This is a genomic window from Hymenobacter sp. 5516J-16 (assembly GCF_022919335.1).
In the GTDB taxonomy this organism is placed as follows: domain Bacteria; phylum Bacteroidota; class Bacteroidia; order Cytophagales; family Hymenobacteraceae; genus Hymenobacter; species Hymenobacter sublimis.
This window is the reverse complement of the sequence record NZ_CP095058.1, coordinates 951,090-974,111: the sequence shown is the minus strand read 5'-3', so window position 1 is coordinate 974,111 and position 23,022 is coordinate 951,090. Positions and strand designations below refer to the sequence as shown.

The window sequence follows — 23,022 nt, the reverse complement described above, 5'->3', positions numbered from 1 at the left end:
CAGCTCGTCCAGCTCGGCGGGGGTAGTGGCCACGGGCTTTTCGAGGAGCACGTGTTTGCCAGCCAGCAGGGCCTGTCGGGCCAGCTCAGTGTGGGTGTTGTTGGGGGTGTTGATGATGACCAGCTCCAGGGCCGCATCAGCTAGCAGCTCGGCCACGCTCCCGTAGCTCTGCACGCCCGGGTACGCCTGGGCTGCCTGCTGGCGGGTGCGCTCCACCACGGCCCGTAGCGCAAAGCCAGGGTGGGTATGAATGAAGGGGGCGTGAAAAATGCGGCCCGACATGCCGAATGCCAGCAGGCCGGTTTGAATAGAGTTAGTCATATTGCGCGGGGAAGGGGCCAGGCCTAAGCGCCGGGCCGTAGTGGCACCAGCAACGCCAGGCGGCCGTTCAGTAACAATACTAGAGCCCACCCACCACAAACCAAAACCCGGCCCCTAAAAACTGCCCCATGCTCGACCGTTTCTCAACCCAGGCCGACCTGTACGCCCGCTACCGCATTGACTACCCAGCGGCGCTGTATCAGTGGTTGCTGCCCCGGGTACCGGGGCGGGAGCGGGCCTGGGATTGTGCCACCGGTAACGGGCAGGTAGCGGTGGTGCTGGCCGGGCACTTTGGGCAGGTAGAAGCCACCGACATCAGCGCCGCCCAACTGGCCCAGGCCCCGGCCCTGCCCAACATCCGCTACCAGCAGGCCCCGGCCGAGCACCCGCCATTTCCGGCCGGTGGCTTTGACTTAGTGACGGTAGCCCAGGCGGTGCATTGGTTTGATATGGCGGCGTTTAACGAGGAAGTGGCCCGGGTGCTGCGGCCGGGTGGGGTAGTGGCGGAGTGGGGGTACGGGCTGGTGAGCATCAGCCCCGAACTCGACCCGCTTATCCGGGAGTTCTACGCCCGCACTATGCGCCCGTACTGGGACGCCAACCGCTGGCACATCGACGATGAGTATACCCGGCTGCCGTTCCCTTTTGCGCGGGTGGAGCACGCCCGGTTCACGGTGCAGCGCCAGTGGTCGGCCGAGTGGTTTTTGAACTACCTGCGCACCTGGTCGAGCGTGGTGAAGTACGAGCAGCAGCACGGCCAGGACCCGGTATTGCGCATTGCCCAAGAGCTAACCCAGCGCTGGGGCCCGGACGAGCGGCTGGTGGAGTTTCCGGTATTTGCGCGGCTGGGCCGGAAAGAGTAATCGGCAGTTGTCCACCGTTCGAATGAATCAGGTATCGGGGCGTACTTTGCTGGTATGACAAATGAAGAAAGTGCCGCGGCACTAACGGATTGGCAACCACGTAGCACGCAGGCTTCGACGCCCATAGCAGAACTTCCCCTCAGCGGCCTGCGGGTGCTGGAGCTGGCCTCGGTGCTGGCCGGTCCGCAGGTGGGGCAGTTCCTGGCCGAGCTGGGAGCTGAGGTCTTAAAGATTGAGGCCCCGCCGGCGACGTCACCCGCACCTGGCGCACGCCGGCCGAAACGGCTGCCACTACCGTATCGGCGTATTTTTCCTGCGCCAACTGGGGCAAGCAGAGCCGGGTCCTGGACCTGACTACCCCCGCCGGCCGCGCCGAAGTGCACCGCCTAGCCGCCACCACCGACATCGTGCTGGCTAGCTACAAGCCCGGCGACGCCGAAAAGCTGGGCGTGGATTACGCCACTCTCTCGGCCCTGAACCCGCGCCTGCTCTACGGTCACATCACGGGCTACGGGGCCACGGCCCGCCGTGCTGGCTACGATGCTGTGCTGCAGGCTGAAACCGGGTTTATGCACTTGAACGCCGCCGGCCCGGGTCAGGAACCCCAGAAAATGCCTGTTGCACTGATTGATTTGCTTACGGCCCACCAACTCAAGGAAGGGCTGCTCACGGCCCTCTACCAGCGGGAACGAACCGGCCGCGGGGCCTTGGTGCAGGTTTCGCTCTGGGATAGTGCCCTGGCTTCGCTGGCCAACCAGGCCACGGCGGCCTTGGTTACGAGCCACGACCCTGAGCCGCTGGGCTCCGGCCACCCCAGCATCGTGCCCTACGGCACCGTGTACCAAGCCGCCGACGGGGTGCGCCTGCTGCTAGCTGTGGGCACCGATCACCAGTTTCAGCACCTATGCGCCGTGCTTTCCCATCCGGAATGGCCCCAAGATGCTAGATTTCACACCAATGCGGCGCGGGTAGCGCACCGCGCGGAATTGGAGGAGCTGCTGCGCCAGCGCATTGCGGAAGTATCCGGAGCGGAGCTTCTGGGAGAACTGCAGCAACGAATGGTGCCGGCCGGCGCCGTCCGGACGGTGGGGAGGCCCTGGCGCAAGCGGCAGCCCAACCCATGCTACTGCCCCAAGCCCGAAGTTTCCGTACGCGGGCCTGCGCACCGTGGCTTTCCGCAGTTCTACCTGGCCGGTAGCTGAGCGCCTACCCCCGCCGCCAATGCTGAACAGCGCGGCCCGGAAGTGGACCAGTAGAGGTATATGAAGCTCTCGATTACCCAATTTTTCGAGACCTGAAATGCGCCAAAATACAAGCACCACGGGAGAGTGTAAGCCGAAATTGGCGCGACTTGAGGCAAGGAACCGAAGCGTTACCAGAACTATGCAGGACTTGTTTTGCGTAGATAGGGCCTTACCTGGCAGCGTACAGCGCGCAGCCTTTTCGTTACGGGCGTGTCTGGTTTAGCCCTTTTGACTTGCTTTTTCATGGAAGAAACGCCCCCTACCACGCCCATCCTCGCCTCGCCCCCTCAAACCGACGACGGTACGCCCGGTGCCCCAACCGCCACTTCTAGCGGGGCCCCTAACACCGATGGCAATGCCCCAACGCGCCCGGCGAGCCGGCCCTACGCCCGCCGACCGTCTCGACCAGATTTTTGACGGCCTGAAGCAAAAGTCATCGGCCAAGCAGGCCATCTATCGCAACACGCTGGCTACCTTCGATTTACTGCGCAAGGTGTCCCAGGAGTTGGTAGTAGAGCTGAGCCGCAAGATTACCCCCGTCGATTCTACCGTCATTATCGAGTACCGACCGATAAACGACATGGAGTTTCACATCCGCTTCTCCGGCGACTTGCTCGTGTTCGTGTTGCACTCCAACATCGTAACCTTCCCCGAAGAGTACGGACCAATGGCTACCAAATACGTGCAGGACGACTTCCGGCGCCGGTTTTTTGGGCACATCATGGCCTATAACTTCATGGCCGACAGCATTAAGTATCAGCGCCTGAATGACCCTGGTTACCTGGTTGGGCGCCTACTGATCAACATCGACCAGCACTACTTCCTGGAAGGCGTACAGCAGCTAGAATTGCCCGACAACGACATGTCAGATAACCTGGTTACGGAAGACGCGCTGAAGCTTTTTGTGGAAAGCGCCATGATTGCCGCCGTCAACAACGACCTGATTGCACCCCCGCTCGACGACATCCAAAAAATCAGCGTGAAGCAGAAGCTAGAAAACCAGCAGGTTAGCCGCGGTAGCAAAGTAGGTTTCAGCTTTTCCAATGAGCAAAAACACATCAGCTACTGATATAGTGAGGTGGTGAATGTGAGAGGTGTTATGGTGAGGCGGAGCCGGCGCCATGACACCTCTCGTGGTGACAAACCTGATAAAGAAACACGCCCTTGACGTATGGTAGCGTCAAGGGCGTGTCACATGTCAGAGGGGTAGCATAGTGGGCAGGACGGATGGCTTCGGTGCCCTCGCCATGACACCTCACTCAGCTACTACCTTACTGTCTTACCGCCGGAGGTAACCGATTCGCTCGCGCACTTTGTTGAGCACTTCGGAGCCGTAGGCTTGGGCTTTTCGGGCACCTTCGGCGAGCTTGCGGTCTACCTCGGGCAGGTTGTTGCTGTAGAAATTGAACTGCTCCCGCTCGGCGGCGAAACGCTGCACAATCAATTCGTAGAGGGCAGTTTTGGCGTGGCCGTAGCCGAAGCCGCCGGCTTCGTAGCGCTGGCGCATATCGGCAGTTTCCTCGGCCGTAGCTAGCAGGGAGTACAGCTTGAAAGTGGTATCTGTGTCCGGGTTTTTGGGGCCTCCAGCGGGGTACTGTCCGAAACAATGCTGCGGATGGTTTTGAGCAGGCTCTTGTCGTCGGCAAAGATGTCGATGATGTTGCCGTAGCTCTTGCTCATCTTCTGGCCGTCGAGGCCCGGTATGGTCATCAGCTCGGCATCCACGCGGGCCTGGGGCAGCACAAAGGTGTCGCCGTAGCGCCCGTTGAAAGCCGCGGCAATGTCGCGGGTGATTTCCAAGTGCTGAATCTGGTCTTTGCCCACGGGCACTACCTCCGCGTCATAGAGCAGAATATCGGCGGCCATGAGCACGGGGTAGGTAAACAAGCCAGCATTCACGTTCGAGAGCCGGTCGCTTTTGTCCTTGAAGGAGTGAGCGTTAGCCAGCATGGGGTAGGGCGTGAAGCACGACAGGTACCAGGTCAGCTCTGCCACCTGGGGCACATCAGACTGACGGTAAAACAGGTTTTTCTCCGTGTCGAAACCGCAGGCCAGCCAGGCGGCCGCTACGGCGTAGGTGTTCTGGCGCAGCAGCTCGGCATCCCGCACGGTAGTGAGCGAGTGCAAGTCAGCAATGAAATACAAGGACTCGTTAGCTGCGTTTTTAGACAGCTCAATGGCCGGAAGGATGGCGCCAAGCAGGTTGCCCAGGTGGGGGCGGCCGGTGCTCTGAATGCCGGTGAGAATGCGGGACATGTGGGGGTTATTGAGTTGCTTTCATACCACTAGGAAGCTTTACCCCAAGTTGTAGGAATGCACGTAGTTGACGATGTTTTCGGGAGTGACGTTGCCGCTACGGCAGCGGTACTGAAGCTCGGGGTCCTGATCAAACAAGGCAGCCACGTCCTCCGGGTCACGGGTTTCCTTAGGCAGGGAGGGGGCCTTGTTGACGTTTAGCACTACGTAAGTGGACGAGCCTTGCTTGCGTAAGACCGGCAACGTGATGTAGCTGATGTAGTTGCCAGCTTGAAAGGTATAGTGGTAGGCGTAAAGCTCAATTGGTCCTTGCTCAACTACTTCCAAAAAGATAGGATCGGGGCGTCGACGATCAAAGACAGCCCTGAATGGAAATGCGTCTTCGCGTACGTAAGCATGACCGGCCAGCTGGAATTCTTGAATCAGGCCCGGCTCATATTTCGTCGAGCCGCTTTCATTCTTGACAGTCAATTTAGCCGGTCCCCAGGCTCCAGCTTCTCTGTAGAAAAGCATCCCTTCCCCAGTAGTACCGTTGGTAAGCGTAAAAGCACCGGGTTGGAAACGTTGCGCATAAGTCTTGGTAAGGGAGCTTATGCTCACTAAGATGGCGCAGAGGGCTATTTTCATGAACCTTAATTTACACGCTCACATCGGCCGCGGCCTGCTGCTGCAATTCCTGGGTTTCGTCCCGGCCTACATACCGATCAATGAGGTAGTGGGCCAGGTAAAGCAGGGGCGTGAGCAGGATGGCGGCGGCAAATTTATACCAGTAGTTGGTGTTGGCCACGCTCAGCACTTGGTCAAAAGTCCAGTTGCCGAATACATAGAAGGCCACGAACAGTACCACAAAGGAATCGACGAGCTGGGAAATGAGCGTGGAGCCCGTGGCACGCAGCCACACGTAGCGCCCGCCCGCTACCCGCCGAAACCACTGGAACACCGAGGCATCCAGCACCTGCCCGATAATAAAGGCCGTAATTGAGCCGATAATGATGCCCAACCCCTGACGGAAAATGCTCTGGTAGGCAAATTCAATGTTGAAGGGCCGGCCCTGGGCATCTTGGCTATTGACGTCGAGCCAGAACTGGGCCGGGGGCAGCTTGGTAGTAGCCAGAATCACGAGGAAGGCGTACAGAATCAGGCCCACCGTCAGAAAACTCACGCGCAGTACTCCTTCGCGCCCAAAATACTCATTGATGATGTCGGTGGTAATGAACACCACGGGCCAAATGATAACGCCGGCCGTCAGGTTGCCGGGCAGGCCCAGCAGCGCATCCACGGAGAAAATCTTTACCCCAATGATTTCGGCCAGCAGCGCATTCACAATGAAAATGCCGCTGAGCACTAGGTAAAGCTGCTGCTTTTTGTGCGTAAAAGAAGAGGCCATAAAACGAGGGGAGAGAAGATGGGAGCCGCTTAAATCGGCCCGCTGCCGGTCAGGAAAACAAAGGAAGCCTACCCAGCCGCCCGCCTACTCGGTTATGCTTACCGATAGGCCTTCCACAGCTAGCTCCGTCCACTCAAACATGGTTTTGGCTTCAGCCAGCAGGGGTTCCAAGTCGCGGTAGCGGCTGGAAAAGTGACCAATGAGCAGGCGGTGCACCTCGGCGCGGCGGGCCAGCAAACCGGCCTGACGGGCCGTGGAATGGTGGGTTACTAAGGCCCGGTCGCGCAAATCATCCAGGAAGGTAGCCTCGTGATACAGCAGGTCCACGTCGCGCACGAGGTCGGCCAGGCTTTCCGTGTACAGCGTATCGGAGCAGAAGGCGTAGCTGCGGGCCCGCTTGGGCGCCATAGTTACGTGCGCATTAGGCACCAGCAGCTGGCCCTGCTCATTGTGCACGTCCTCGCCCAGGGTCAGGGCGTGGAGCTGAGCGTGGGTAAGACCGGGCGGCAGCAGTTCGGGCAGCAGTCGGCGGCGCTTGGGCTTTTCTCGGAACAAGTAGCCACAGCACGGAATGCGGTGGCGCATGGGTAACGTGTGTACCGTCACGTTCTTATCCTCGAAGATGAGTTGGTGCTGGGTGGTATCAACCGGAGTGAATTCCAGCTCGAAGCTCAGGTGGGTGTAGGAATGCCGAAACTGGCTGGTCAGCACCTCATCCAGGCCGGGCGGACCGAACAAGCGCAGCGGCTCTGTGCGCCCGTTCAGGTGCATGGTACCCAGCAGTCCGAAAAGCCCGAAGAAATGGTCGCCGTGGAGGTGGCTGATGAAGATGGTGTGGATGCGCTGGTGCCGGATTTTATGCTCCATCAGGCGACGCTGGGTACCTTCGCCGCAGTCAATGAGATACTGAGCATTTCCCACGGTCAGGACCTGCGCCGTGTGGTGGCGGTCCAGGAACGGCGTAGCCGAGGCACTACCCAGAATTTTCAGCTCGAACTCCAAAACTTAGCGATTAGCTACTAGCTGTTGGCCGCTAGCTATTGCAGTGAAAGAAACAACCGAGGGCCAGATTGCGCGGGGCAAAAGGCCGAAAAAGAAAAAGCTGTTGACCAGTAGCCGTCAGTGTAAAACTAACAGCCAACAGTCAACAGCTAACAGCCTTCAAAAAACTATTCTTTGCTAGTCAGATCCCGCTCAATAGCGTGCAGGAAAATCCGGTCGATACCTTCTTCCACCGTGGGCAAAATATGCAGCACCGACTCCAGCTTGGAAATGGTGATGAGCTTCATCACGTGGTCCTGCAGCCCCGTAAGCACCAGCAAACCACCGGTAGAGTTGCAGAGGCGGTTGGCAATCAGAATGGAGCTAAGCCCGGAAGAATCCGTGTATTTAACGTTGCTTAGGTCCAAAATCAGGTTGTTGATGCCCTCGGCATTCAGCTTCACGAATTCCGATTTCAGATCGGGCGCGACCGTCGTGTCGAGCTTCTTCTCGTCAATCGTGATAATCGTGTAGGTCTCTTTTTTATCTATTGAGTACTTCATACCGCAGGTAGTTCGGTGGTTATGGGAGTTGCGAAGGTAACAAAAAAACTATTCGGGCGTGAGCAGACGACAAAGGACTTAAAAAGTGCGGTAGAGCTGCACTACGGCCTCTTTTGTTTGCTCACGCCAAACGTCAGGGTACTCCAGGTACTCTGCCAGTCAGCGGATTGCGCGGCCGGGGCGGCCACCATGCGCACGGCGCCGGCAAGGTACTCACCCGGCCCGGATATACGAAACAGCACCCGGCCGTTTTGGTTACTGCGGAGCGTATGAAGTAGCACCGGCTGCGAGGTGGGGCTCCGGTACCACAGCCGCACCGGCTGGCCTGCTACCGGCCGGCCTTCCATCAGCACGCGCACAGTAAGTCCGGCGCCGCTGGCTAGGGTAGGCGGGTTTTGCTCGGGTATCAGCTCCAAGGGCTGGCCCACCACGCGCGCCCACGTGCGGGCCGTATCGGCGGCAGCGGCGGGCCCCACCTGAATCAGGGTTTTAGCGCACCGCCGGTAGGCCTCGCGGCCCGGCTGCCCGGTTTGGCCCCGCTGCTGGCGTTGGGCCAGCACGTAGTCAAGGCCCTCGGCTTGCAGGTACGCGGTGAACTGCTCGGCGGGTAGCGTAGTAAATGCATTGTTGGTAACCAAGGCCACCATATGCGTACCGGGCAGCCGCAAGGTAATGGTGGTTGCCAGCGTGTCAGTGGCCGTAGTCAGGGGAGCAAATTGGCCGGATCAGCGCCGGGCGCGTAGTGGAGCAGCTGAATTACCCGGTTGCGGCGGCCGGCCCAGGCTTTCCCGCGAAAATCAGGGCCGGTAAAGCGCCGCACGTGCACCGTGGCGCCGGGTAGCACAAAAAACTGCGCTGGCTCCAGCCAGAACTCGTTGGCCAGGGCCGTGGCGGCGAACAGCCCCATTGCTACCCCGGCCAGGCAACTCCTATATAAGGCAGAGGTAGGCGTTAGGTGGGGCGGAAGCAAAAACGCGCGTTTTATTCTGTAGTAAATAGTTAACGGCTGGCCCGCACTTGCAGCCAAGGTGAGTGAACAAGCCGCCAGCTAACGAGGGCAAGGTGAGCTGGCGGCCTGCAATGGGCGGAATGCGGAGCGGCTACTGCCGTTCCAGGGCCAGCTGGTAGGCCCGGTCATAGTGCACGCGCAGGTTTTTCCAGTCGTAGAGCTCGGCGGAGCTTTCCACGTTGTTGCGCTGCATGATTCGTTCCCGGCGGTTGAGCTGCACAAACTGCCAGAGCATTTCCGTCAGCTCCTCGGCCGATTCCTCGAAGCTCTTTTCCTGGCGCTTGACCACGTAAATACCCTTGGCCTCGTGCTCAGGCACGGTTTCCATCACGTAGTCGCCGAAGCCGGACAGGTCACTGGTAATGGCGGGTACGCCGCGGGCCACGCACTCCAGCGGGGTGTAGCCCCAGGGCTCGTAGTAGCTGGGGAAAATGCCCAGGTGGCAGCCCCGCACAAACTGCCCGTACTCCATGCCAAACAAAGGCGAAGTCGGCGACACAAAATCCGGGTGGTACACGATTTTTACCCGGTCGTGCTGGTTGTTGACCAGGTTAGCGCGCCGCACGAAATTGAGAATGTCATCGGTGGCATCATCGACCAGGTTGTGGGTGATGACGGGGGCAGGCTGGTGGTTTTCCAGCTTTGCAGGGTGCGCCGGTAGCGCAGCTTCCAGTAGTCGTCGACCAGGGCGTCGAGGTCGGGCAGGCGGTGGTCGGTGCCGGCCGCGGCGGCGTAAAACAGCCGCTCGCCCACCTGGCGCTCAATGGCCTCGCAGGTTTCCTGTACTTCATCCAGAATGGCCCGGCTCTGCAGCACCTGGGGTTGATGCTGTGGAAGGGGCGTTTGGTGATAAAAAACATAACTACCTGGCCTTCCAGCCCACTCTGCTGGAGGCGGTAGTTGAGGCGGGCCAGGGCCTCCAGGGTCAGGTCAAAGCCTTTGTTATGATACTCGTAGCGCCCACTCGTGAACAGGTACAGGGTCTTGTCCAGATCAAAGGAGTAGCTCTGGAAAAAGTGCGCCATCACGAACTCGTGAATCTTGGACTTGTACTGCTGGTGCAGGTTCTGGAACTCGTGCAGGGCTACAAACCGCTCAATGTTCAGCCCGTTGGGTAGCACCGCGTCCGGAATTCGGTCGAGCAGGTAGATGCACTCCCGCACCGTCAGCTCGCTTACCGTAGTAAACACGTGGGCGCCGTGGGCCGCGGCTCGCTCCATGGTTACGGCGGGCTCAATGTTGAAGTGGCGCGCCTCCGCCTGCCACTCCACCTGCATGAGGTGGTCGTAGAAGTTGGGGTCGTTCATGGCCAGGTAGCGGCCTAACAGGGTGGCGTGGGTAGTAAACACCAGGTGCAGGGGCACCTGGTCGCGGCGCAGGGCCGGAATGGCCACCCCCGTCATCCACTCGTGAAAGTGCGCCACCAGCCGTTGGGGTGGTACTACCTCGGCGGCCAGAATTTCCAGGAAGGTTTTCGCTAGGTCGCCGAAAGCTACTACTTGGTGCAGCAAATCGTCGGTATCGGGCGTTGGAATCGTGTGGTGGTGCCAGAGGTCCGATTTAATCTGACCCAGCCGGGGGTAGGCCTGGAAAGGATTGATCAGCACCACGCGGGGCCGGCCCGTAACCAGCCAAATGCCCAGGCAGATATCATAGCCACGCTTGCGCATTTCACGCACGGCCCCGGCAAACGGGTCGTTGAGGGCAGCCATCTGCTGGTCGTCATAGGGCTCAAACTCGCCTTGGGCCTGGTTGGCAAAGTAGGGCCCCAGCAGGCAGTACCGGTCGTCCCAGGCCTGCACCGTGGCGGGTACTTTGCTGCGGATAACGGTATAAATGCCCCCCACCTGGTTGCAAACCTCCCAGGCTACTTCCACGAGTAGGGCGTCCGGGGCAATAGGATCGGGGGCGGGAGCGGGGACTTGCATGGGAAAGAGGATTCGGTGGGAGTAGCGGCAAGATATGGTTCTGGCAGGGTTTCGCACGTAAAAAGAGCGGTGATTTACCGGCGCAGCCAGTTTTTTACTGTCGCCGCCGGCAAATCACCGCTCTTTCTACGCAAGAGTGCCGCCAGTAGGTCCTACTCCGGCTCCTGTGAAAGGATTAGCACTGAGTACGGCGCCAGCCCGAACGTACCGTGGAAGGGCTGGTCGTCATATACCCCGTATTCGGCCTCGGTATCCACACTCTCAAAGTTGCCGAACTCCTGGTCGTAGCCTTGCCAGTCGGAGTTGAAGCGCACGCGCCACCGGCCCGCGCGCGGTAAGCCAATGGTGTAAGCGGGGTGAGAACGGTCGGCGAAGTTGCAGAGCACCACGGTGGTGTCGCCGGGGCCGCCCTGGTCGCGGCGGATGTAAGCCAGAATCTTATCCTCATTATTGAGGTGAGATATATCCACGCGCTGGCCCAGCAGGCCCCGGGTGGTGCCAGTCAGGTTGCGCCGCAGCCGAATCAGGTCCTGGTAGAGGCGCACCAAGCCGGCGTGCGTTTCGGCCCGGCTCCAGTCCAGGGGCTGATCATCGGAGAAAGAGCCGTCGGCCAGCATGTTCTGGCCCTGAAAAATCATGGGAATTCCCGGAACCGTGAATACCAGCGCCGCGCCCAGGGTAGAGCGCTTCTTCGGAAACCAGGACGCGGCGTTGCCCGGCATGATTTCCTCCGTCACGCGCGCCTTGCCATTGGCTACCTCATCGTGCGACTCAGTATAAACGACCCGCTGGAAAGCGTCGCCATTATAGACGTTACTCACGGCTTCGGCCACGGCGTGCATGTTGCGGTCGGCATCGTGCGGAGTAGTTAGCGCGTCGCGAATGGGGTAGACGAAGCCCGCGTCCCACTGGGCCGAAAAGCCTTGCCCATCCTCCTCCGGCGCCCGGGTGATGTACTCGTTGCCCAGCAAGTCCTCGGCAATGGTAATCTTCCAGGGCATCACGGCCCGAATTTCCTCATTGATCCAACGCATCAAACTCCACCCTTCGGGCAAGTCGCGGGAGGCGTCGGTGGTGCCATCCACGTTGCGGATGTGGGCAATGGCGTCGCAGCGCAGCCCGTCCACGCGGTACTCTTCCAGCCACATCAGGGCGTTGTCGCGGATGTAGCGGCGCACGGCGTCGCGGCCGTAGTCGGGGCGGTTGTGGCCCCAGGGCGTTTCGGCGCGCCAGTCATTATAGAAGTAGATGCCGCCACCGTCGTTTTCGCTCCAGCCGTCAAACTGCCACAAGTCTAAGTCGCCGGGGCCAAAGTGATTGTACACCACGTCCAAAATAACGGCAATGCCGCGGCGGTGGGCCTGCTTGATAAACTCCTTGAAGGCCACGGCCCCGCCGTAGTCGGTTTCAATGGCGAAGGGGTGGGCCGGGTTGTAGCCCCAGGACAAGCTGCCCGGAAACTCGGTGGCCGGCATTACCTCCACGGCATTTATGCCCAGTTCCTGCAAGTGGTCCAGCTTGTCAATGGCGTCCAGGAAAGTGCCGGGCCGGGTGGGGTCAGGAGCGTGAAAGGTCCCGATGTGCAGCTCATAAACCACCAACTCATTCCAGGCGGGCATCTGAAACTGGTCGTTTTCCCAGTCGAAATCGGGGTCTGGCACCACGGAGTTACCGGCCGAATGGGTGACTTCGCGGGCGTAGGGGTCGTTGCGAACTAGCGCGCCGGTGGGCGTGGTAAGGTGAAATTTGTATTCGGTGCCCGGGGCAAGGTCCGCAAAGTCGGCGGCCCAGTAACCCTCGGCTTCGGGTTGAGCGGGTGGGTAGTGGCATCCCACTGATTGAAGGGGCCCACCAGGGCTACGGCCGTAGCCGCCGGGGCCCACACGCGGAAGGTGGTGCCGTGTTCGTGCGGAAGAGCGCCCATGCCGGCTGGCAGCACGGCGACGGGGAGAAGGTCAGTTTTAGGCATGGGTTGTCGATGGAAAGGAGCGAGGAAGCTCGACAACCGCTCATACTGCTTGCATACCTCTTAGGTTGTAGCACGGCAGCTAAGCCACTGAAACTGAAGGCAACGAAGCTGTTCTTAGCGAGAAATAGGCTCTGGGCCTACCCTACCGCGCACTACCACGCGGAACACGCGAAAACCCGAGCCGATGCAGGGTACCCGACCCGGTGTGCTGCGCTACCGCTCACTGCGGCTTAACTAAGGTAAGGTTAGGCTGAGGTGACGGCGGTAGTCCAGCGGTTTTGCTGGCAGCGCGGGCAGGCGTGGTTTGGCTCCGCGGACTGGTTGCGCTCCAGGTGGCCGCAACGCAGGCAGGCGAAGGTGCCGGGCGCTTTCTTTTGCTGCTGAATGTACTCCTCATCCCAATCCGGAATTAGGGTAAGACCGGGCTGGGGCGGTTCCTGGCGCAGCAAGGTGAAGTCGCCGTTGGCTTCCATGTAGAGCCGTTTCACCTCACCAAGCTGATCGATGCTGGAAGAGCGAAGCTGGGCAAATAGCCGCTCCTGGGGTAGTACTACCTCTCGCATCTTGTCCAGGTTCAGGCAGCCATCTTCCACCATAATGGCAATATCGTCCTGCGACACCTCCTCGAACTTTTTGCTGCGTAGCGTTTGGGCGGCAATGTAGCGCTGGCCCAGCACAATAAGCAGGGTGATGCACAGGGGTGGCACCAGCCCCCGGTCGGGGGCTTGAATGGGCACCCCAATGGCGGCGGCGAGGGAAACCAGGGCGGCCATTTCGTTGCGACTGAGCTGAGCGCCCATGCGCTTGCCCATGAGGCGCATAGCCAGCAGCAGCAAGCCGTAGAGAAAGGCCCCGCGCAAGAGGGTTTCCAGCAGAAAACTCCACGGCACATCGCCTAGAAAGAACCGTAGCGGGTCAAATAAATGAAAATCCTCGGGTTTCATAAGGCAACATAAAGGCGTGAACAGGAGGAGCTCACCGGCAGCTGGCCGGGGCCGGCAACTCGTGAGCGGGAGGGAGGCGGGCTAAGCCGGAGCTTACTGCACGGCCGCTACCCACTGCTGCTGTCCGCAGTTGGGGCAGCGGTTACCGGCGTGGTCGGTGGGGGTAGCCAAGTAGCCGCAGTAGTTGCAGGTTTTTTGGTCAGGCGCCGGGGGCTGGGTGCGGCGAAGCCGGTCGTCTTGCTCGGGTAGCACCGTAAGGCCGGGCACGGGCGGGGTGAGCTTAAAAACGCTGAAAGAGCCGTCGGCCTCCATATATACCCGCTTTACCTGCCCCAGATGGGTGACTTTTTCGGCCCGCAGCTGGGCAAAAAGCTGCTCGTGCGAAACCCGTTCCTGCTGGAGCTTATCAATTTGGAGCACCCCGTTTTTAGCCAGAATGGTTACGTCGCCCTGCAGTACTACCTCTACTTTTCGCCGTTTAACGGCCAACCAGTTGAGGCCGCGCTGCAGAAATAGTACCAGCAGCAGCAAGGCCACAGCCGGGAGCAGGCCCCGGTTCGGAATCTGCATGGGTACGGCCACAATGGCGCCGAGCGTAACCATTACGGCCAGCTCAGTTATGGTTAGTTGGGCATTCATGCGCTTGCCCATCAGGCGCATAATCAGCAGGAAAATGAAGTAGATGAGCACGGTGCGCACCACCACTTCCAGGGTAAAGGCCACGGGTGCATCGCCGAACAGAATGCGGTTCCAGTCGCTGAGGTGGATGTCTTCTTTCTTCATAAGGAGCCGAAACGTTTCGTCGTTGTTCGGGAGCCGAACGGCCAAGCCGCCCCAGCCGCTACCCCTTCTCCTCAGGGCTGAACGAAGAGGCCAGGCTGGTAGTTATACCGAAAAGCTGGAAATTGCCTCCGTATAAATGCGGCCTTCCGGATGGTGCTGGCCCTCCGGCATGTGGCCCAATACAGGTCTTTTGCCCAGCACTTGCCTGAGGGGTGGCAGCTGCTTTTTCGCAGCTGGCGCCTCCCGCTACCTTCATTCCGTACTCTGCTTTTTTATCCGTGCCTCGTCCTAAACCTGTTATTTACGGCCTGTACTCCTGGACTCCCGAGTTCGGCCTGAGCTACCTGCATCCGGCCAACCGCCGCTCGTTTGAGTGGCTGGAGCCCCTGGGCAAAGTCTTCGAAAAGATTGATGAAACCGAAGACTGGATTTTGCTGCGCTACGATGAGCAGCAGTTTAAAGTCAGCCGCGACCTATTCCGGGAACTGTACGGTAAGCCACCCTTCAGCTTCGGCGACGTGGTAGGCGAAGTGCAGCCCGAACCGGGCCGGCCGCCCCACCAGGGCCTTATTTCCGACGTGTTTTACAATGAAGCCACCGATACCTTCCGGTTTCAGCTAGTAGAAAAGAAGCGCAAACTCAAGCGCATCTTCGAAGCCGAAGAATTGCGCTTGGCCTGATGGTGAAATAGTGAGTTTTCTGCGCTGTCATCCTGAGCCATGTAGCTTGACGCGCCACATAGCTCAGGATGACGGACTTTTACTGTGTGACGGCGGCTTTTCTAGAGCCGAAGTGTTGTTACAGACCCACCACAATACCGGCGATAATGGCCACGGCGGCTAGCACTACCAGCGCCAGGTACAGTGGGAAGGCAAAGCGCCACCACTCGTCAAACCGCACGCCGCAGGCCGCCACAATGGCCATGAGGGCACCGTTGGTGGGCGTTATCAGCTCGCAGAGGCCGGCGCCGTACTGGTAGGCCAGCACCGTTACCTGGCGCGAGAGGCCGATGAGGTCGGAGAGGGGCACAAGCAGGGGCATGGTGAGCACGGCCTGGCCACTAACGCTGGGCACGGGCAGGTGCAGGGCCGTGTGCACGCCCATCATGCCCAGGGCCGCCGTCCAGGCCGGTAAGCCCGCTAGCGGCGCCGACAGGCCGTTGACAATGGTATCCACAATCTGGCCCTGCTCTAGCACCACAAAAATGGCCCGGGCAAACCCAATGAGCAGGGCAGAAAACGCAATGTCGCGGAAGCCGGCAATGAAGCCTTCGGCCGTGCCCGTTAGGCCCAGCCCGCCTACCAGGCCTGCCACTACCCCCAGCGTGAAGAACAAGGCGGCCATCTGCTCAAACTCCCAGCCCAGCTGCAGCACGCCGTAGGCAAAGAAGGCAAACCCGCTGAATAGCAGTAGTAATACTAAGCCATGGTTGCGCCCGGCGGCCAGCGTGCCGGGGTGGTGGCATCGGCAGTTTCCGGTTGCACGCGGTGGCGCAGGGCGTAGCGCACGGTGCCGGCTATCCAGATGGTGAGGGCCAGTAGCAGGAATGCCAGGCGGAAGCCGCCGCCGGAAAGCAGGGGCAGTTGGGCCAACTTCTGGGCAATGCCCACCTGAAATGGGTTCAAAGGGCTGAAGGCCGCGCCCACCGCCGCCGAACCTATACTTACGGCGGCGGCCGTAACGGTGGGGTAGCCAATGCGGCGCATCAAAATCAGCAGGACGGGCACTAGGGGCACAATTTCTTCCTGCATGTTTTCCAGGGCCCCCATGGTGGCAAACAGCACCGAAATAATGGGAATTACTACGGCCTCGCGCCCCTGAAACTTCAGCAGCAGCCAATCGACGCCCCGACGCAGGGCGCCCGTCAGGTCCACGACGGTGAAGGCTCCGCCGGCCAGAAACACCAGAAATATCACGGAAGCCGCATCTACCAGGCCCTTCGGAATATCCACCAGCGCCTGCAGGGGGCTGACGGGGTAGGGGCCACCCGGTGGTAGGAGCCGGCTACTACTACCTCCCGGCCCGTCACGGTATCAGTATGGCGCTCAAATACGCCCGCGGGCAACAGGTAGCTCAGCAGGCACGCCAGCAAAATAAACCCCACCAGCAAAACCAGCGGATGCGGAAAGCGAATCGTTTTCATGCCGCGAAGATGGGAAATGGTAAGATAGTGGAGGAGCGAGATGATGAAATGGTGAGCGAGCGAGGTAGGGAATGGTAGCATGGCGGGCATGTGGCACATCAAGCCCGCGCGGTGCTATCCGTCCTCACTCAGGGACGTGTCCTGGCGAGCGAAGCACAGTCATCCTTTCTCTCTTATGCCACACACCTGCTAACTGCCCTGACAAGCCCTTCCTCAATAGTCACACGTCAAGGGTTTGTTCTATTTAGGAGGGGTAGCACACTAGGCTAGACGGATAACCTTGAGCTACCTCACCCCACTACGTCGCCGCCCGGAACTGGCAGGTGGTATCTTTGGGTTCTGGAGCTGCTCATGAAATTTGCCGAGTTCAAACAACTACATATGTTCCGCCAGGCCGAGCACCTGCGCCGCCACGGTCAGCTGCTGGCCGAGCGGCGCCAGGACAGCTTCCGCCTGCGCCTGTTTGCCGCCGCCGACTTCTACGCCGAGGAGTGGTGTGAGTGGGACGAGGAGCGTATTCTCTTTATTCATTTGTTTCAGCACCCGGCCGGCCTGAACGAATATCTCCACGCCATCCGGCTCCCCAAGGAGTTGTAGAACAGGGGCAAAGGAGCGGTGGTGTTTATAGTAGGTTCTCTATATTGAGCCGTGAAATTCCTCCGGCTGCTTCCTGTGCTACTTGCGCTCCTGAAGGCCGCTACTGGCTACGGGCTAGCCAGCCGCGCCTACGAGCTGCACCGCGACGAGTACCTCTACCTCAACTACGGGCGGCACCTGGCCTGGGGCTACTTGGAGGTGCCCCGCTAACGGCCCTGCAAAGTTGGATTACGCTGGCTTTGGGCGGCAGTTGGTTTTGGGTGAAGTTCTGGCCCATTCTGTGGGGTAGCCTTACGGTGTACGTGGTAGCGCGGGCTACTCAGCGGCTCGGTGGCGGCGCGTGGGCTGTGGTGCTGGCGGGGCTGTGTTATATCGTCAGTGGGTTTGCCCGCCTCAACTTTCTGTTTCAGCCTAATTCCTTCGAGGTCTTTGCCTTCACCCTAGCTTGCTACCTGCTGATCTGCTACGTGCAGCGGCCCCGGCCGCAGTACCTCTACGGCATAGGGGTAGGGCTGGGATTGGCGTTGCTTAATAAGTATTCGGCCTTGTTCTTTATTACGGCCGTGCTGGGAGCCTTGTTAGCCACGCCCCTGCGGCGGGTGCTGGCTACCCGGGCGTTCTGGCTGAGCGCCGCCCTGGCCCTGGGGCTGTGGCTGCCAAACCTGCTGTGGCAGCTGCGGCATGGCATCCCCTTTCTGCAGCACATGCGGGAATTGCACGACACCCAACTGGTGTATGTTTCGGGAGCGGCGTTCTGGCTCGATCAGGCCGTGATGTGTCTGCCGGCTTTGTGGGTATGGGTGCCAGGCCTGCTGGGGCTGCTGCTGAGTCGGCCGCTGCAACCCTACCGGGTAGTGGGGCTGATCTACTGCGGGGGCCTGCTGCTGCTCACGTTGCTGCACGGCAAAAGCTACTACGCCCTGGGCTACTACCCCATTCTGTTTGCGGCCGGGGCCGTGTGGTGGCAGCAGCAGCTTAGCCGCTGGCCCCTCCGGGCAGCCAATGTGCTGCGCCCAGCCCTGCTGGTGTTGCCACTGCTGCTGAGCCTTCCCTTCCTACCCATCCTGTTCACGCTCAACTCGCCGGCCCGCATGGTGGCGGTGGGCCAGCATTACCGCCGCACGGGTGCCCTGCGCTGGGAAGACGGGCAAGACCACCCCTTGCCACAGGATTTTGCCGACATGCTTGGCTGGCAGGAACTGGCCGACAAAACCTGGCAGGCTTACCAGGCCTTGCCCGCCGCCACGCGGGCCCGCACGCTCATTCTCACGGCCAACTATGGGCAAGCCGGGGCCATCAATTACGTGAACCGCCACCGGCCGCTACCCGCGGCGCATAGTTTCAATGGCAGCTACCTGTTCTGGTTTCCTGGGCCGGCAGCCCGCCACTGGGAGCACATCTTGGTAATAGACGACGAGCCCGACCCTGCGCTCGGCACGCATTTTCGGCAACTCCGCCGGGCCGGGGCAGTGCGCAACCCCTACGCCCGGGAGCAAGGCACGGCCATCCTAGTCGGTTCCGGCCCTGATAGTGTTATTGTTCGGCAAATCAGCCGGGAGCATCAGCAGGCGCTGGCTACCTGGGGCGGTTCTAGGGCAAGGCTCCCGAAAAACCACGGGCTCCGGTGAGTGCCGGAGCCCGCCTAGGTAGGTAACGGGGCAAGCTAGCCGCGCCGGCCACGGATGTTAGTGGCGCTCAATTTCCACTATTTCGTCCTGGTTGAGCATAATGTTCAGGTCGTAGCGGGTAAGCTCCACGGGCTCCGGGGCGAAATTTTCCGGCTTGTTCAGCTCCTGAGCCCCGGTTTCGGTGTCAATTTCATAAGTGTTTGCCAGCAGCTTTACGCTGTTGCCGGCCACTTCCTGCACTTTCAGCAAAGAGTAGTGCCCGTTCTCAGTGCGGATGTAGTACAGGTCGCCTTTGTGGGGCGCGGTAATGAAGGTCTGGTTGGCTTCCTGGCTGAGGCTGTTGCTTATTACGCCCCACACTACCCCAACGGCAGCCAGCGCTACCCCCACAAAATGCCACAGCGGCACGCTGGCCCGTTGCTTCACTGCCTGAAACTCCTGCCGTAGCTCGGGCGTCATTTCCTTGGGGCGCAGCACCTGCCGGCAGTGCCCGCACTCGGAGCCTCCAGTTTTGCCCAGCGGAAACAGGGGCACCCAATATACGTGGGCATAGCGCCCCATAACGCTAACGCGCAGGCTATCTGGGGTAGCGCAGGTAGGGCAGGAGCCGGCCACGGGTTCGGTACGCAGGTGGGAAGTTCGGTAGCCGTAGATAATCATACGCAGTGGTGGGAGGTAGGCAGAGGGGCGGGGTAGGTCCTGTGAAAGTGCTAAAAGACCGGGCAAATCAGGCTTCGCCGGGCTTCAAACATTAATATTCGGAAATATATAGAATTTCAGCACTAAAAAAGGGTAAACCAGCAGAACCCGAGCTCCAGCTGATTTACCCTTTTTCAGTGCTGTTGCACTGTTTACTGGCGGTGCTTATCGTTGTTGTGCGAACCGTTGCCCGAAAAAGTCGCCGGGGTTCCAGGTGGGGCGCTGCGGATTCTGGGCCACGAGGTAGCCAATCAGGAAGTTCAGCTGCACGTACTTCTTGCCGGCCTCAAAATCAAAGGTACCGTTGATGTCGTCCTGGGGTTTGTGGTAGGTGAGGGCGCGCCACTTCTGCACCTGTTCGCTGAGGTTGTTCTTGCCGTCGGGGGTGCGGTTGCCGTACTTAATGTGCAGGGCCGGAATGCCCTGGGCCACGAAGCTGTACTGGTCGGAGCGGATAAACCGGTTCTGGTCGGGCTCGGGGTCTTCCTCCACCGTCAGGCCCAGGTAGCGAGCTGCTTCCTCTACTGGCTGGGCCAAGGACGAATGCCGGGCGCCCAGCGGCACCACCGACAGCAGCGGGGCAATGATGGTGGGCATGTCGGTATTCACATCGGCTACCAGCGCCGTTTTGGGTACGGTTGGGCGGGCGGCAAAGTAGGCCGAGCCAAGCAGGCCCAACTCCTCACCGGTTTGCAGCACCAGCAGGATGCTGCGCTTGGGCTTCTGCTTGAGGCGAGAATAGAGCCGGGCAATTTCTAGCACCGAGGCCACGCCCGAGGCGTTGTCGTGGGCGCCGTTATAAATGGAGTCGCCTTGCACGGGAGCCGCCACGCCTAGGTGGTCGAGGTGGGCGGAGTGTACTACGTATTCGTTGCGCAGGGTAGCATCGGAACCGGTAATTTTTCCGACCACGTTGTAGCTGTCGAAGTCCTGGTAAGTTGACTGCCAGTTGGCTTCCAGCGTGCCGCGCAGGGCCACCGGCGCCGGCTGGCCCTGGCGCAGGCTGCTCAGCACCCGGGCCGTATCGGTGGCCGCGTTCAGCAGCAACGCCTGCAAGCCCGCCGCCGACAGCGTACCGGTCATGTTTACGCCCGAGCCGCTGATAAAGCCCCTGGCCGCGGCCACTTTACCATCGGCTCCCAGCACGCTGGTGGTCGACAACGGCCGGCTAGCGGCCGCCGAGGCCGGGGCCGGGCGCGGGGAGGCAAACAATACCCCCACGGCGCCGTGCTGGGCCGCAGTTTGCACCAGCAGGGTTTGGTCCTGGCTGGCGGCGGCTACGGTGCTAGGGAAGCGGCGGGGGCTCCGCGCACAATCACGACTACCTTACCCTTTACATCCAGGCCCTGATAGTCATCGTAGCCTTGGTCGGGGGCCGAAATGCCGTAGCCGGCAAAGGCCAACCCGGTAGCGGCTAGCTGGGCGCTGGCCTGCTCCGGATGCGGGTACAGGTGAATTTCAGCGGCGGGCAGGGGCAGGCTGCCCGCTACGGGTTGGTAGCGGATGGTGGGGGTAGGCTGGGCGGTGGCCCGGCGCAGGCGCACGCGCTGCGTGAACCCGCCATCCTCGCCGGCTGGCTGCACTCCGAAGCTTTTCAGCTGGCTGGTCACGTAGTCGACGGCCATTTGGTAGCCGGGCGTGCCGGGCTTTCGGCCCCGGAGTTTGTCGTCGGCCAGGTACTGAATGTGGGCCTTTACGTCATCGGGCCGGACGCGGCTTAGGGCTTTGACTACGGGTTTCGGAACGGGCGGTGCTGGTGGCAAGGGCGCGGCGCTGGTCAGGAAGGCGCCCGCCGAGAAGAGGAGCAGGGAGAGTTTCATCGGGCCAACATACGCAATAGCCCCGCCAGTAGCTACCTGCCGAAGGGCCGGGCACTGGCGAGGCCACTCACGTAGCGCGCCGTTCGGGTTAGGCCAGTTGCTCTAACTCCTTGAGGTAGGCCTCAATACGGGCGGCGTGGGCATCTAGGCGCTCCAGGCCAGAGCGAGATTCTTCCAGCTGGCCGCCTTGGTACTGCTGCACTAGGCCGCGGCCCGTATCAATCATGCGCTGCAACTCCTGCTCCAGGCGCTGCACGGGTAGGGCGGCCCCGTAGCGGGGCTTCACCACCGAGTACAGCCACTCGCCCAGCGGATTCTGCCGCATAGAGAACAGGGTGGCGTCGGGCTCCCGCACTCCGTAGAGGATTGAGCGCAGCCGCGACTTAAACAGCACCTGCTTGATGCGGGCCTGTTGAAAATCGAGGTGGGTTAAATCCATGAGGAGGGGGATAAAAAAGTAACTACAGAATTAGCGAGCATCAGGTCCGCTGTTTTCAAGGGCCTGACGGGCCTCTACTAAATCCGTCACGTCGTAGGCAAATACCGTGATGCCCGCCTTCTGGCCCTGCTCTTCAAATAGCTGGTAAGTGAAGTTCAGGTAGCTGCGCTGCAGCTGGCCCGAGCCGTCCCGGTCGAGGGCAATCTGTACCTCGTTGCCGATGAAGGTCTTGCCCGTGGTGAACACCCCATCCAGCAGCCCGATAAAGCCCTGCTCAACCACCTCCGGCAGGGCCTCAGCCACGGTGCGGCCCACCAGCTCCCGGTGCGGGAATAGTCGCTGATAGGGCGGGTTTACAAACTCGAAGCGGTGCTCTGGCCCCCGCAAAATGCAGATGAGCGCCGGCGTTTGCATGAACAGGTTGTAGAACGTCTCGCGCTGCTGCTGCACCTGCTGAAACGCCTGGTACGACTGATCGGAGAGCAGGGCCTGCTGCTCGTTTTGCTCCAGCAGCTCCTGCACCATCAGCTTCTGGTCGTGAATATCGGTGCCGCAGCCTACCCACATGGTCACCTCGCCGGTAGCGTTGCGACGGGGTAAGGCCCGCACCAGCACCCAGCGGTAGTGCCCGTCGTGACGGCGCAGGCGGTACTCCATCTGCAGTTCGCTGTTGTTGTCGCGGGCTTGGTTCCAGAGCCGCTGCGTGGCCGCAACGTCGTCGGGGTGGATGTCTTCGAGCCAGCCCAAGCCCAGGCTTTCCTCCCGCGAGCGACCCGTAAACTCCAGCCAGCGCGGGTTGAAGTAGTCCGTTTCGCCGGTGGGCAGGTTGGTCCACACCATCACGGGCAACGATTCCAGAATAAACCGGGTGCGCTCCTGCTGCTCGGCCAGCTCGCGCTGTACCTGCTGGCTGCGCAGTTCGGCACGGTAGCGCTCAGTTACGTCTTGGGTGCGCTGCAAAATGAATTCCAGGGTGCCCTGCTCGGTTAAAATGGGGTAGTGGGTGGCCTCCCAGTAGCGTTCCTCCAGGCCCCCGCCTTGCTCCAAAGGCCGCTCCAGGTCGTAGCGAATTAGGGGCATGGTGTGGGGCTGGTGGGTGCGCCGCACCTGCTCGTGCGACTCCCGAATGGTAGCGGCCGAGGCCTCGTCGGAGGCGGGGTAGGCTTCGAAGAACGGTTTGCCCACGGCTTCTTCCCGGCTTTTCATGGACACGCCCACGTGGCTGTTGGTGTTATCAACAATGGTAGCCGCGGCATCCGGCGCAATCAGCAGGAAGTTATCGGGCAGGGCGTGAAACAGTTTTTGATAGTCGACGGGAAAAGAAGAGGTAGGCATGGCAGATAGAGCAGGGAAAGGGAAGCGCAAGCCAGCTAAGCAAACTGAGCCGTAGCAACGGGTCCAGCTGATAGCCGGGCAAAAAACACTGGTTTAGCAAACCCGATCAGTAG

The 23,022-nt window shown here is 60.6% G+C and carries 24 protein-coding genes and 4 pseudogenes; 7 read left to right on the top strand and 21 right to left on the bottom strand.

Features of this window, described 5'->3' with window-relative positions:
- Positions 1 to 27 precede the first annotated feature (27 nt).
- Positions 28 to 282 (bottom strand): annotated as a pseudogene (locus tag MUN84_RS24430) (Gfo/Idh/MocA family protein); the annotation flags it as partial.
- A 167-nt stretch (positions 283 to 449) separates the two neighbouring features.
- Here MUN84_RS24430 and MUN84_RS04780 point away from each other — a divergent pair.
- The 3 genes and pseudogenes from MUN84_RS04780 to MUN84_RS04770 all read left to right on the top strand — a co-directional run bounded on the left by MUN84_RS04780 (position 450) and on the right by MUN84_RS04770 (position 3,497).
- A complete protein-coding gene (locus tag MUN84_RS04780; RefSeq protein ID WP_244696874.1) occupies positions 450 to 1,184 on the top strand; it encodes a class I SAM-dependent methyltransferase in 735 nt (244 codons plus the stop codon).
- A 54-nt stretch (positions 1,185 to 1,238) separates the two neighbouring features.
- A pseudogene (locus MUN84_RS04775) lies at positions 1,239 to 2,386 on the top strand (CaiB/BaiF CoA transferase family protein).
- Positions 2,387 to 2,783: 397 nt separating this feature from the next.
- Complete coding sequence (locus MUN84_RS04770) at positions 2,784 to 3,497, top strand: hypothetical protein (RefSeq protein ID WP_244696873.1); 714 nt, start codon at positions 2,784 to 2,786, stop codon at positions 3,495 to 3,497.
- Positions 3,498 to 3,707: 210 nt separating this feature from the next.
- Here MUN84_RS04770 and trpS read toward each other — a convergent pair.
- The 12 genes and pseudogenes from trpS to MUN84_RS04710 form a co-directional block, all read right to left on the bottom strand.
- Positions 3,708 to 4,684 (bottom strand): annotated as a pseudogene (gene trpS, locus MUN84_RS04765) (tryptophan--tRNA ligase).
- 39 nt (positions 4,685 to 4,723) lie between these two features.
- Positions 4,724 to 5,011, bottom strand: coding sequence for a hypothetical protein (locus MUN84_RS04760; RefSeq protein ID WP_244696872.1), 288 nt, complete (start codon positions 5,009 to 5,011; stop codon positions 4,724 to 4,726).
- Positions 5,012 to 5,321: 310 nt separating this feature from the next.
- Positions 5,322 to 6,071, bottom strand: coding sequence for a queuosine precursor transporter (locus MUN84_RS04755; protein WP_244696871.1), 750 nt, complete (start codon positions 6,069 to 6,071; stop codon positions 5,322 to 5,324).
- An 84-nt stretch (positions 6,072 to 6,155) separates the two neighbouring features.
- Complete coding sequence (locus MUN84_RS04750) at positions 6,156 to 7,073, bottom strand: ribonuclease Z (RefSeq protein ID WP_244696870.1); 918 nt, start codon at positions 7,071 to 7,073, stop codon at positions 6,156 to 6,158.
- 167 nt (positions 7,074 to 7,240) lie between these two features.
- Entirely contained in the window at positions 7,241 to 7,615 is a 375-nt protein-coding gene (locus tag MUN84_RS04745; RefSeq protein ID WP_044002696.1) for an STAS domain-containing protein, read from the bottom strand.
- Positions 7,616 to 7,716: 101 nt separating this feature from the next.
- Positions 7,717 to 8,283 carry a DUF4198 domain-containing protein gene (locus MUN84_RS04740; protein WP_262920646.1) on the bottom strand — a complete coding sequence of 189 codons (567 nt, stop codon included), beginning with the start codon at positions 8,281 to 8,283 and terminating at the stop codon, positions 7,717 to 7,719.
- 35 nt (positions 8,284 to 8,318) lie between these two features.
- Positions 8,319 to 8,522 (bottom strand): hypothetical protein, encoded by a 204-nt coding sequence (locus MUN84_RS04735; protein ID WP_244696868.1) that lies wholly within the window; start codon positions 8,520 to 8,522, stop codon positions 8,319 to 8,321.
- 193 nt (positions 8,523 to 8,715) lie between these two features.
- Positions 8,716 to 10,552: pseudogene (locus MUN84_RS23545) on the bottom strand (glycosyltransferase).
- Positions 10,553 to 10,704: 152 nt separating this feature from the next.
- The gene (locus tag MUN84_RS04725; RefSeq protein WP_244698666.1) at positions 10,705 to 12,027 is read right to left on the bottom strand and encodes an alpha-amylase family glycosyl hydrolase; all 1,323 of its coding nucleotides are present in this window, start codon (positions 12,025 to 12,027) and stop codon (positions 10,705 to 10,707) included.
- A 239-nt stretch (positions 12,028 to 12,266) separates the two neighbouring features.
- Entirely contained in the window at positions 12,267 to 12,476 is a 210-nt protein-coding gene (locus MUN84_RS04720; protein ID WP_244698665.1) for a hypothetical protein, read from the bottom strand.
- 290 nt (positions 12,477 to 12,766) lie between these two features.
- Positions 12,767 to 13,465 carry a DUF421 domain-containing protein gene (locus tag MUN84_RS04715; protein WP_244696867.1) on the bottom strand — a complete coding sequence of 233 codons (699 nt, stop codon included), beginning with the start codon at positions 13,463 to 13,465 and terminating at the stop codon, positions 12,767 to 12,769.
- A 93-nt stretch (positions 13,466 to 13,558) separates the two neighbouring features.
- Positions 13,559 to 14,248, bottom strand: a complete 690-nt coding sequence (locus tag MUN84_RS04710) for a DUF421 domain-containing protein (RefSeq protein WP_244696866.1) — start codon at positions 14,246 to 14,248, stop codon at positions 13,559 to 13,561.
- 278 nt (positions 14,249 to 14,526) lie between these two features.
- On the opposite strand from MUN84_RS04710, the gene MUN84_RS04705 reads away from it, so the two are divergent.
- Complete coding sequence (locus MUN84_RS04705) at positions 14,527 to 14,928, top strand: DUF6960 family protein (RefSeq protein ID WP_244696865.1); 402 nt, start codon at positions 14,527 to 14,529, stop codon at positions 14,926 to 14,928.
- Between the two features lie 118 nt (positions 14,929 to 15,046).
- On the opposite strand, the gene MUN84_RS22830 is transcribed toward MUN84_RS04705, so the two are convergent.
- From MUN84_RS22830 to MUN84_RS04695, 3 genes are read right to left on the bottom strand one after another with little or no spacing between them, the layout of a single operon-like run.
- On the bottom strand, positions 15,047 to 15,622 hold the full coding sequence (locus tag MUN84_RS22830) for a hypothetical protein (RefSeq protein WP_262920645.1): 576 nt from the start codon (positions 15,620 to 15,622) through the stop codon (positions 15,047 to 15,049).
- A gap of 44 nt (positions 15,623 to 15,666) precedes the next feature.
- Positions 15,667 to 16,200, bottom strand: a complete 534-nt coding sequence (locus MUN84_RS22825; protein ID WP_262920644.1) for a hypothetical protein — start codon at positions 16,198 to 16,200, stop codon at positions 15,667 to 15,669.
- Positions 16,176 to 16,391: a hypothetical protein gene (locus MUN84_RS04695; RefSeq protein WP_244696864.1), complete on the bottom strand. Its 216-nt coding sequence runs from the start codon at positions 16,389 to 16,391 to the stop codon at positions 16,176 to 16,178. The genes MUN84_RS22825 and MUN84_RS04695 overlap by 25 nt, the downstream gene beginning before the upstream one ends.
- 351 nt (positions 16,392 to 16,742) lie before the next feature.
- Here MUN84_RS04695 and MUN84_RS04690 point away from each other — a divergent pair, with 351 nt between their 5' ends.
- The 3 genes from MUN84_RS04690 (at position 16,743) to MUN84_RS04685 (ending at position 18,616) form a co-directional block, all read left to right on the top strand.
- On the top strand, positions 16,743 to 16,988 hold the full coding sequence (locus MUN84_RS04690; RefSeq protein WP_244696863.1) for a hypothetical protein: 246 nt from the start codon (positions 16,743 to 16,745) through the stop codon (positions 16,986 to 16,988).
- A gap of 75 nt (positions 16,989 to 17,063) precedes the next feature.
- On the top strand, positions 17,064 to 17,198 hold the full coding sequence (locus MUN84_RS22820; protein WP_262920643.1) for a hypothetical protein: 135 nt from the start codon (positions 17,064 to 17,066) through the stop codon (positions 17,196 to 17,198).
- A gap of 50 nt (positions 17,199 to 17,248) precedes the next feature.
- Positions 17,249 to 18,616 (top strand): glycosyltransferase family 39 protein, encoded by a 1,368-nt coding sequence (locus MUN84_RS04685; RefSeq protein WP_244696862.1) that lies wholly within the window; start codon positions 17,249 to 17,251, stop codon positions 18,614 to 18,616.
- A gap of 57 nt (positions 18,617 to 18,673) precedes the next feature.
- Here MUN84_RS04685 and MUN84_RS04680 read toward each other — a convergent pair whose 3' ends face one another.
- The 5 genes from MUN84_RS04680 to MUN84_RS04660 all read right to left on the bottom strand — a co-directional run bounded on the left by MUN84_RS04680 (position 18,674) and on the right by MUN84_RS04660 (position 22,909).
- Positions 18,674 to 19,276 carry a hypothetical protein gene (locus MUN84_RS04680; protein ID WP_244696861.1) on the bottom strand — a complete coding sequence of 201 codons (603 nt, stop codon included), beginning with the start codon at positions 19,274 to 19,276 and terminating at the stop codon, positions 18,674 to 18,676.
- Between the two features lie 204 nt (positions 19,277 to 19,480).
- Complete coding sequence (locus MUN84_RS04675; protein WP_244696860.1) at positions 19,481 to 20,563, bottom strand: M28 family peptidase; 1,083 nt, start codon at positions 20,561 to 20,563, stop codon at positions 19,481 to 19,483.
- Positions 20,564 to 20,592: 29 nt separating this feature from the next.
- A complete protein-coding gene (locus tag MUN84_RS04670) occupies positions 20,593 to 21,135 on the bottom strand; it encodes a hypothetical protein (protein ID WP_244696859.1) in 543 nt (180 codons plus the stop codon).
- An 88-nt stretch (positions 21,136 to 21,223) separates the two neighbouring features.
- On the bottom strand, positions 21,224 to 21,574 hold the full coding sequence (locus MUN84_RS04665) for a hypothetical protein (protein WP_244696858.1): 351 nt from the start codon (positions 21,572 to 21,574) through the stop codon (positions 21,224 to 21,226).
- A 30-nt stretch (positions 21,575 to 21,604) separates the two neighbouring features.
- Entirely contained in the window at positions 21,605 to 22,909 is a 1,305-nt protein-coding gene (locus MUN84_RS04660; protein WP_244696857.1) for a PAS domain-containing protein, read from the bottom strand.
- Positions 22,910 to 23,022: the final 113 nt, after the last annotated feature.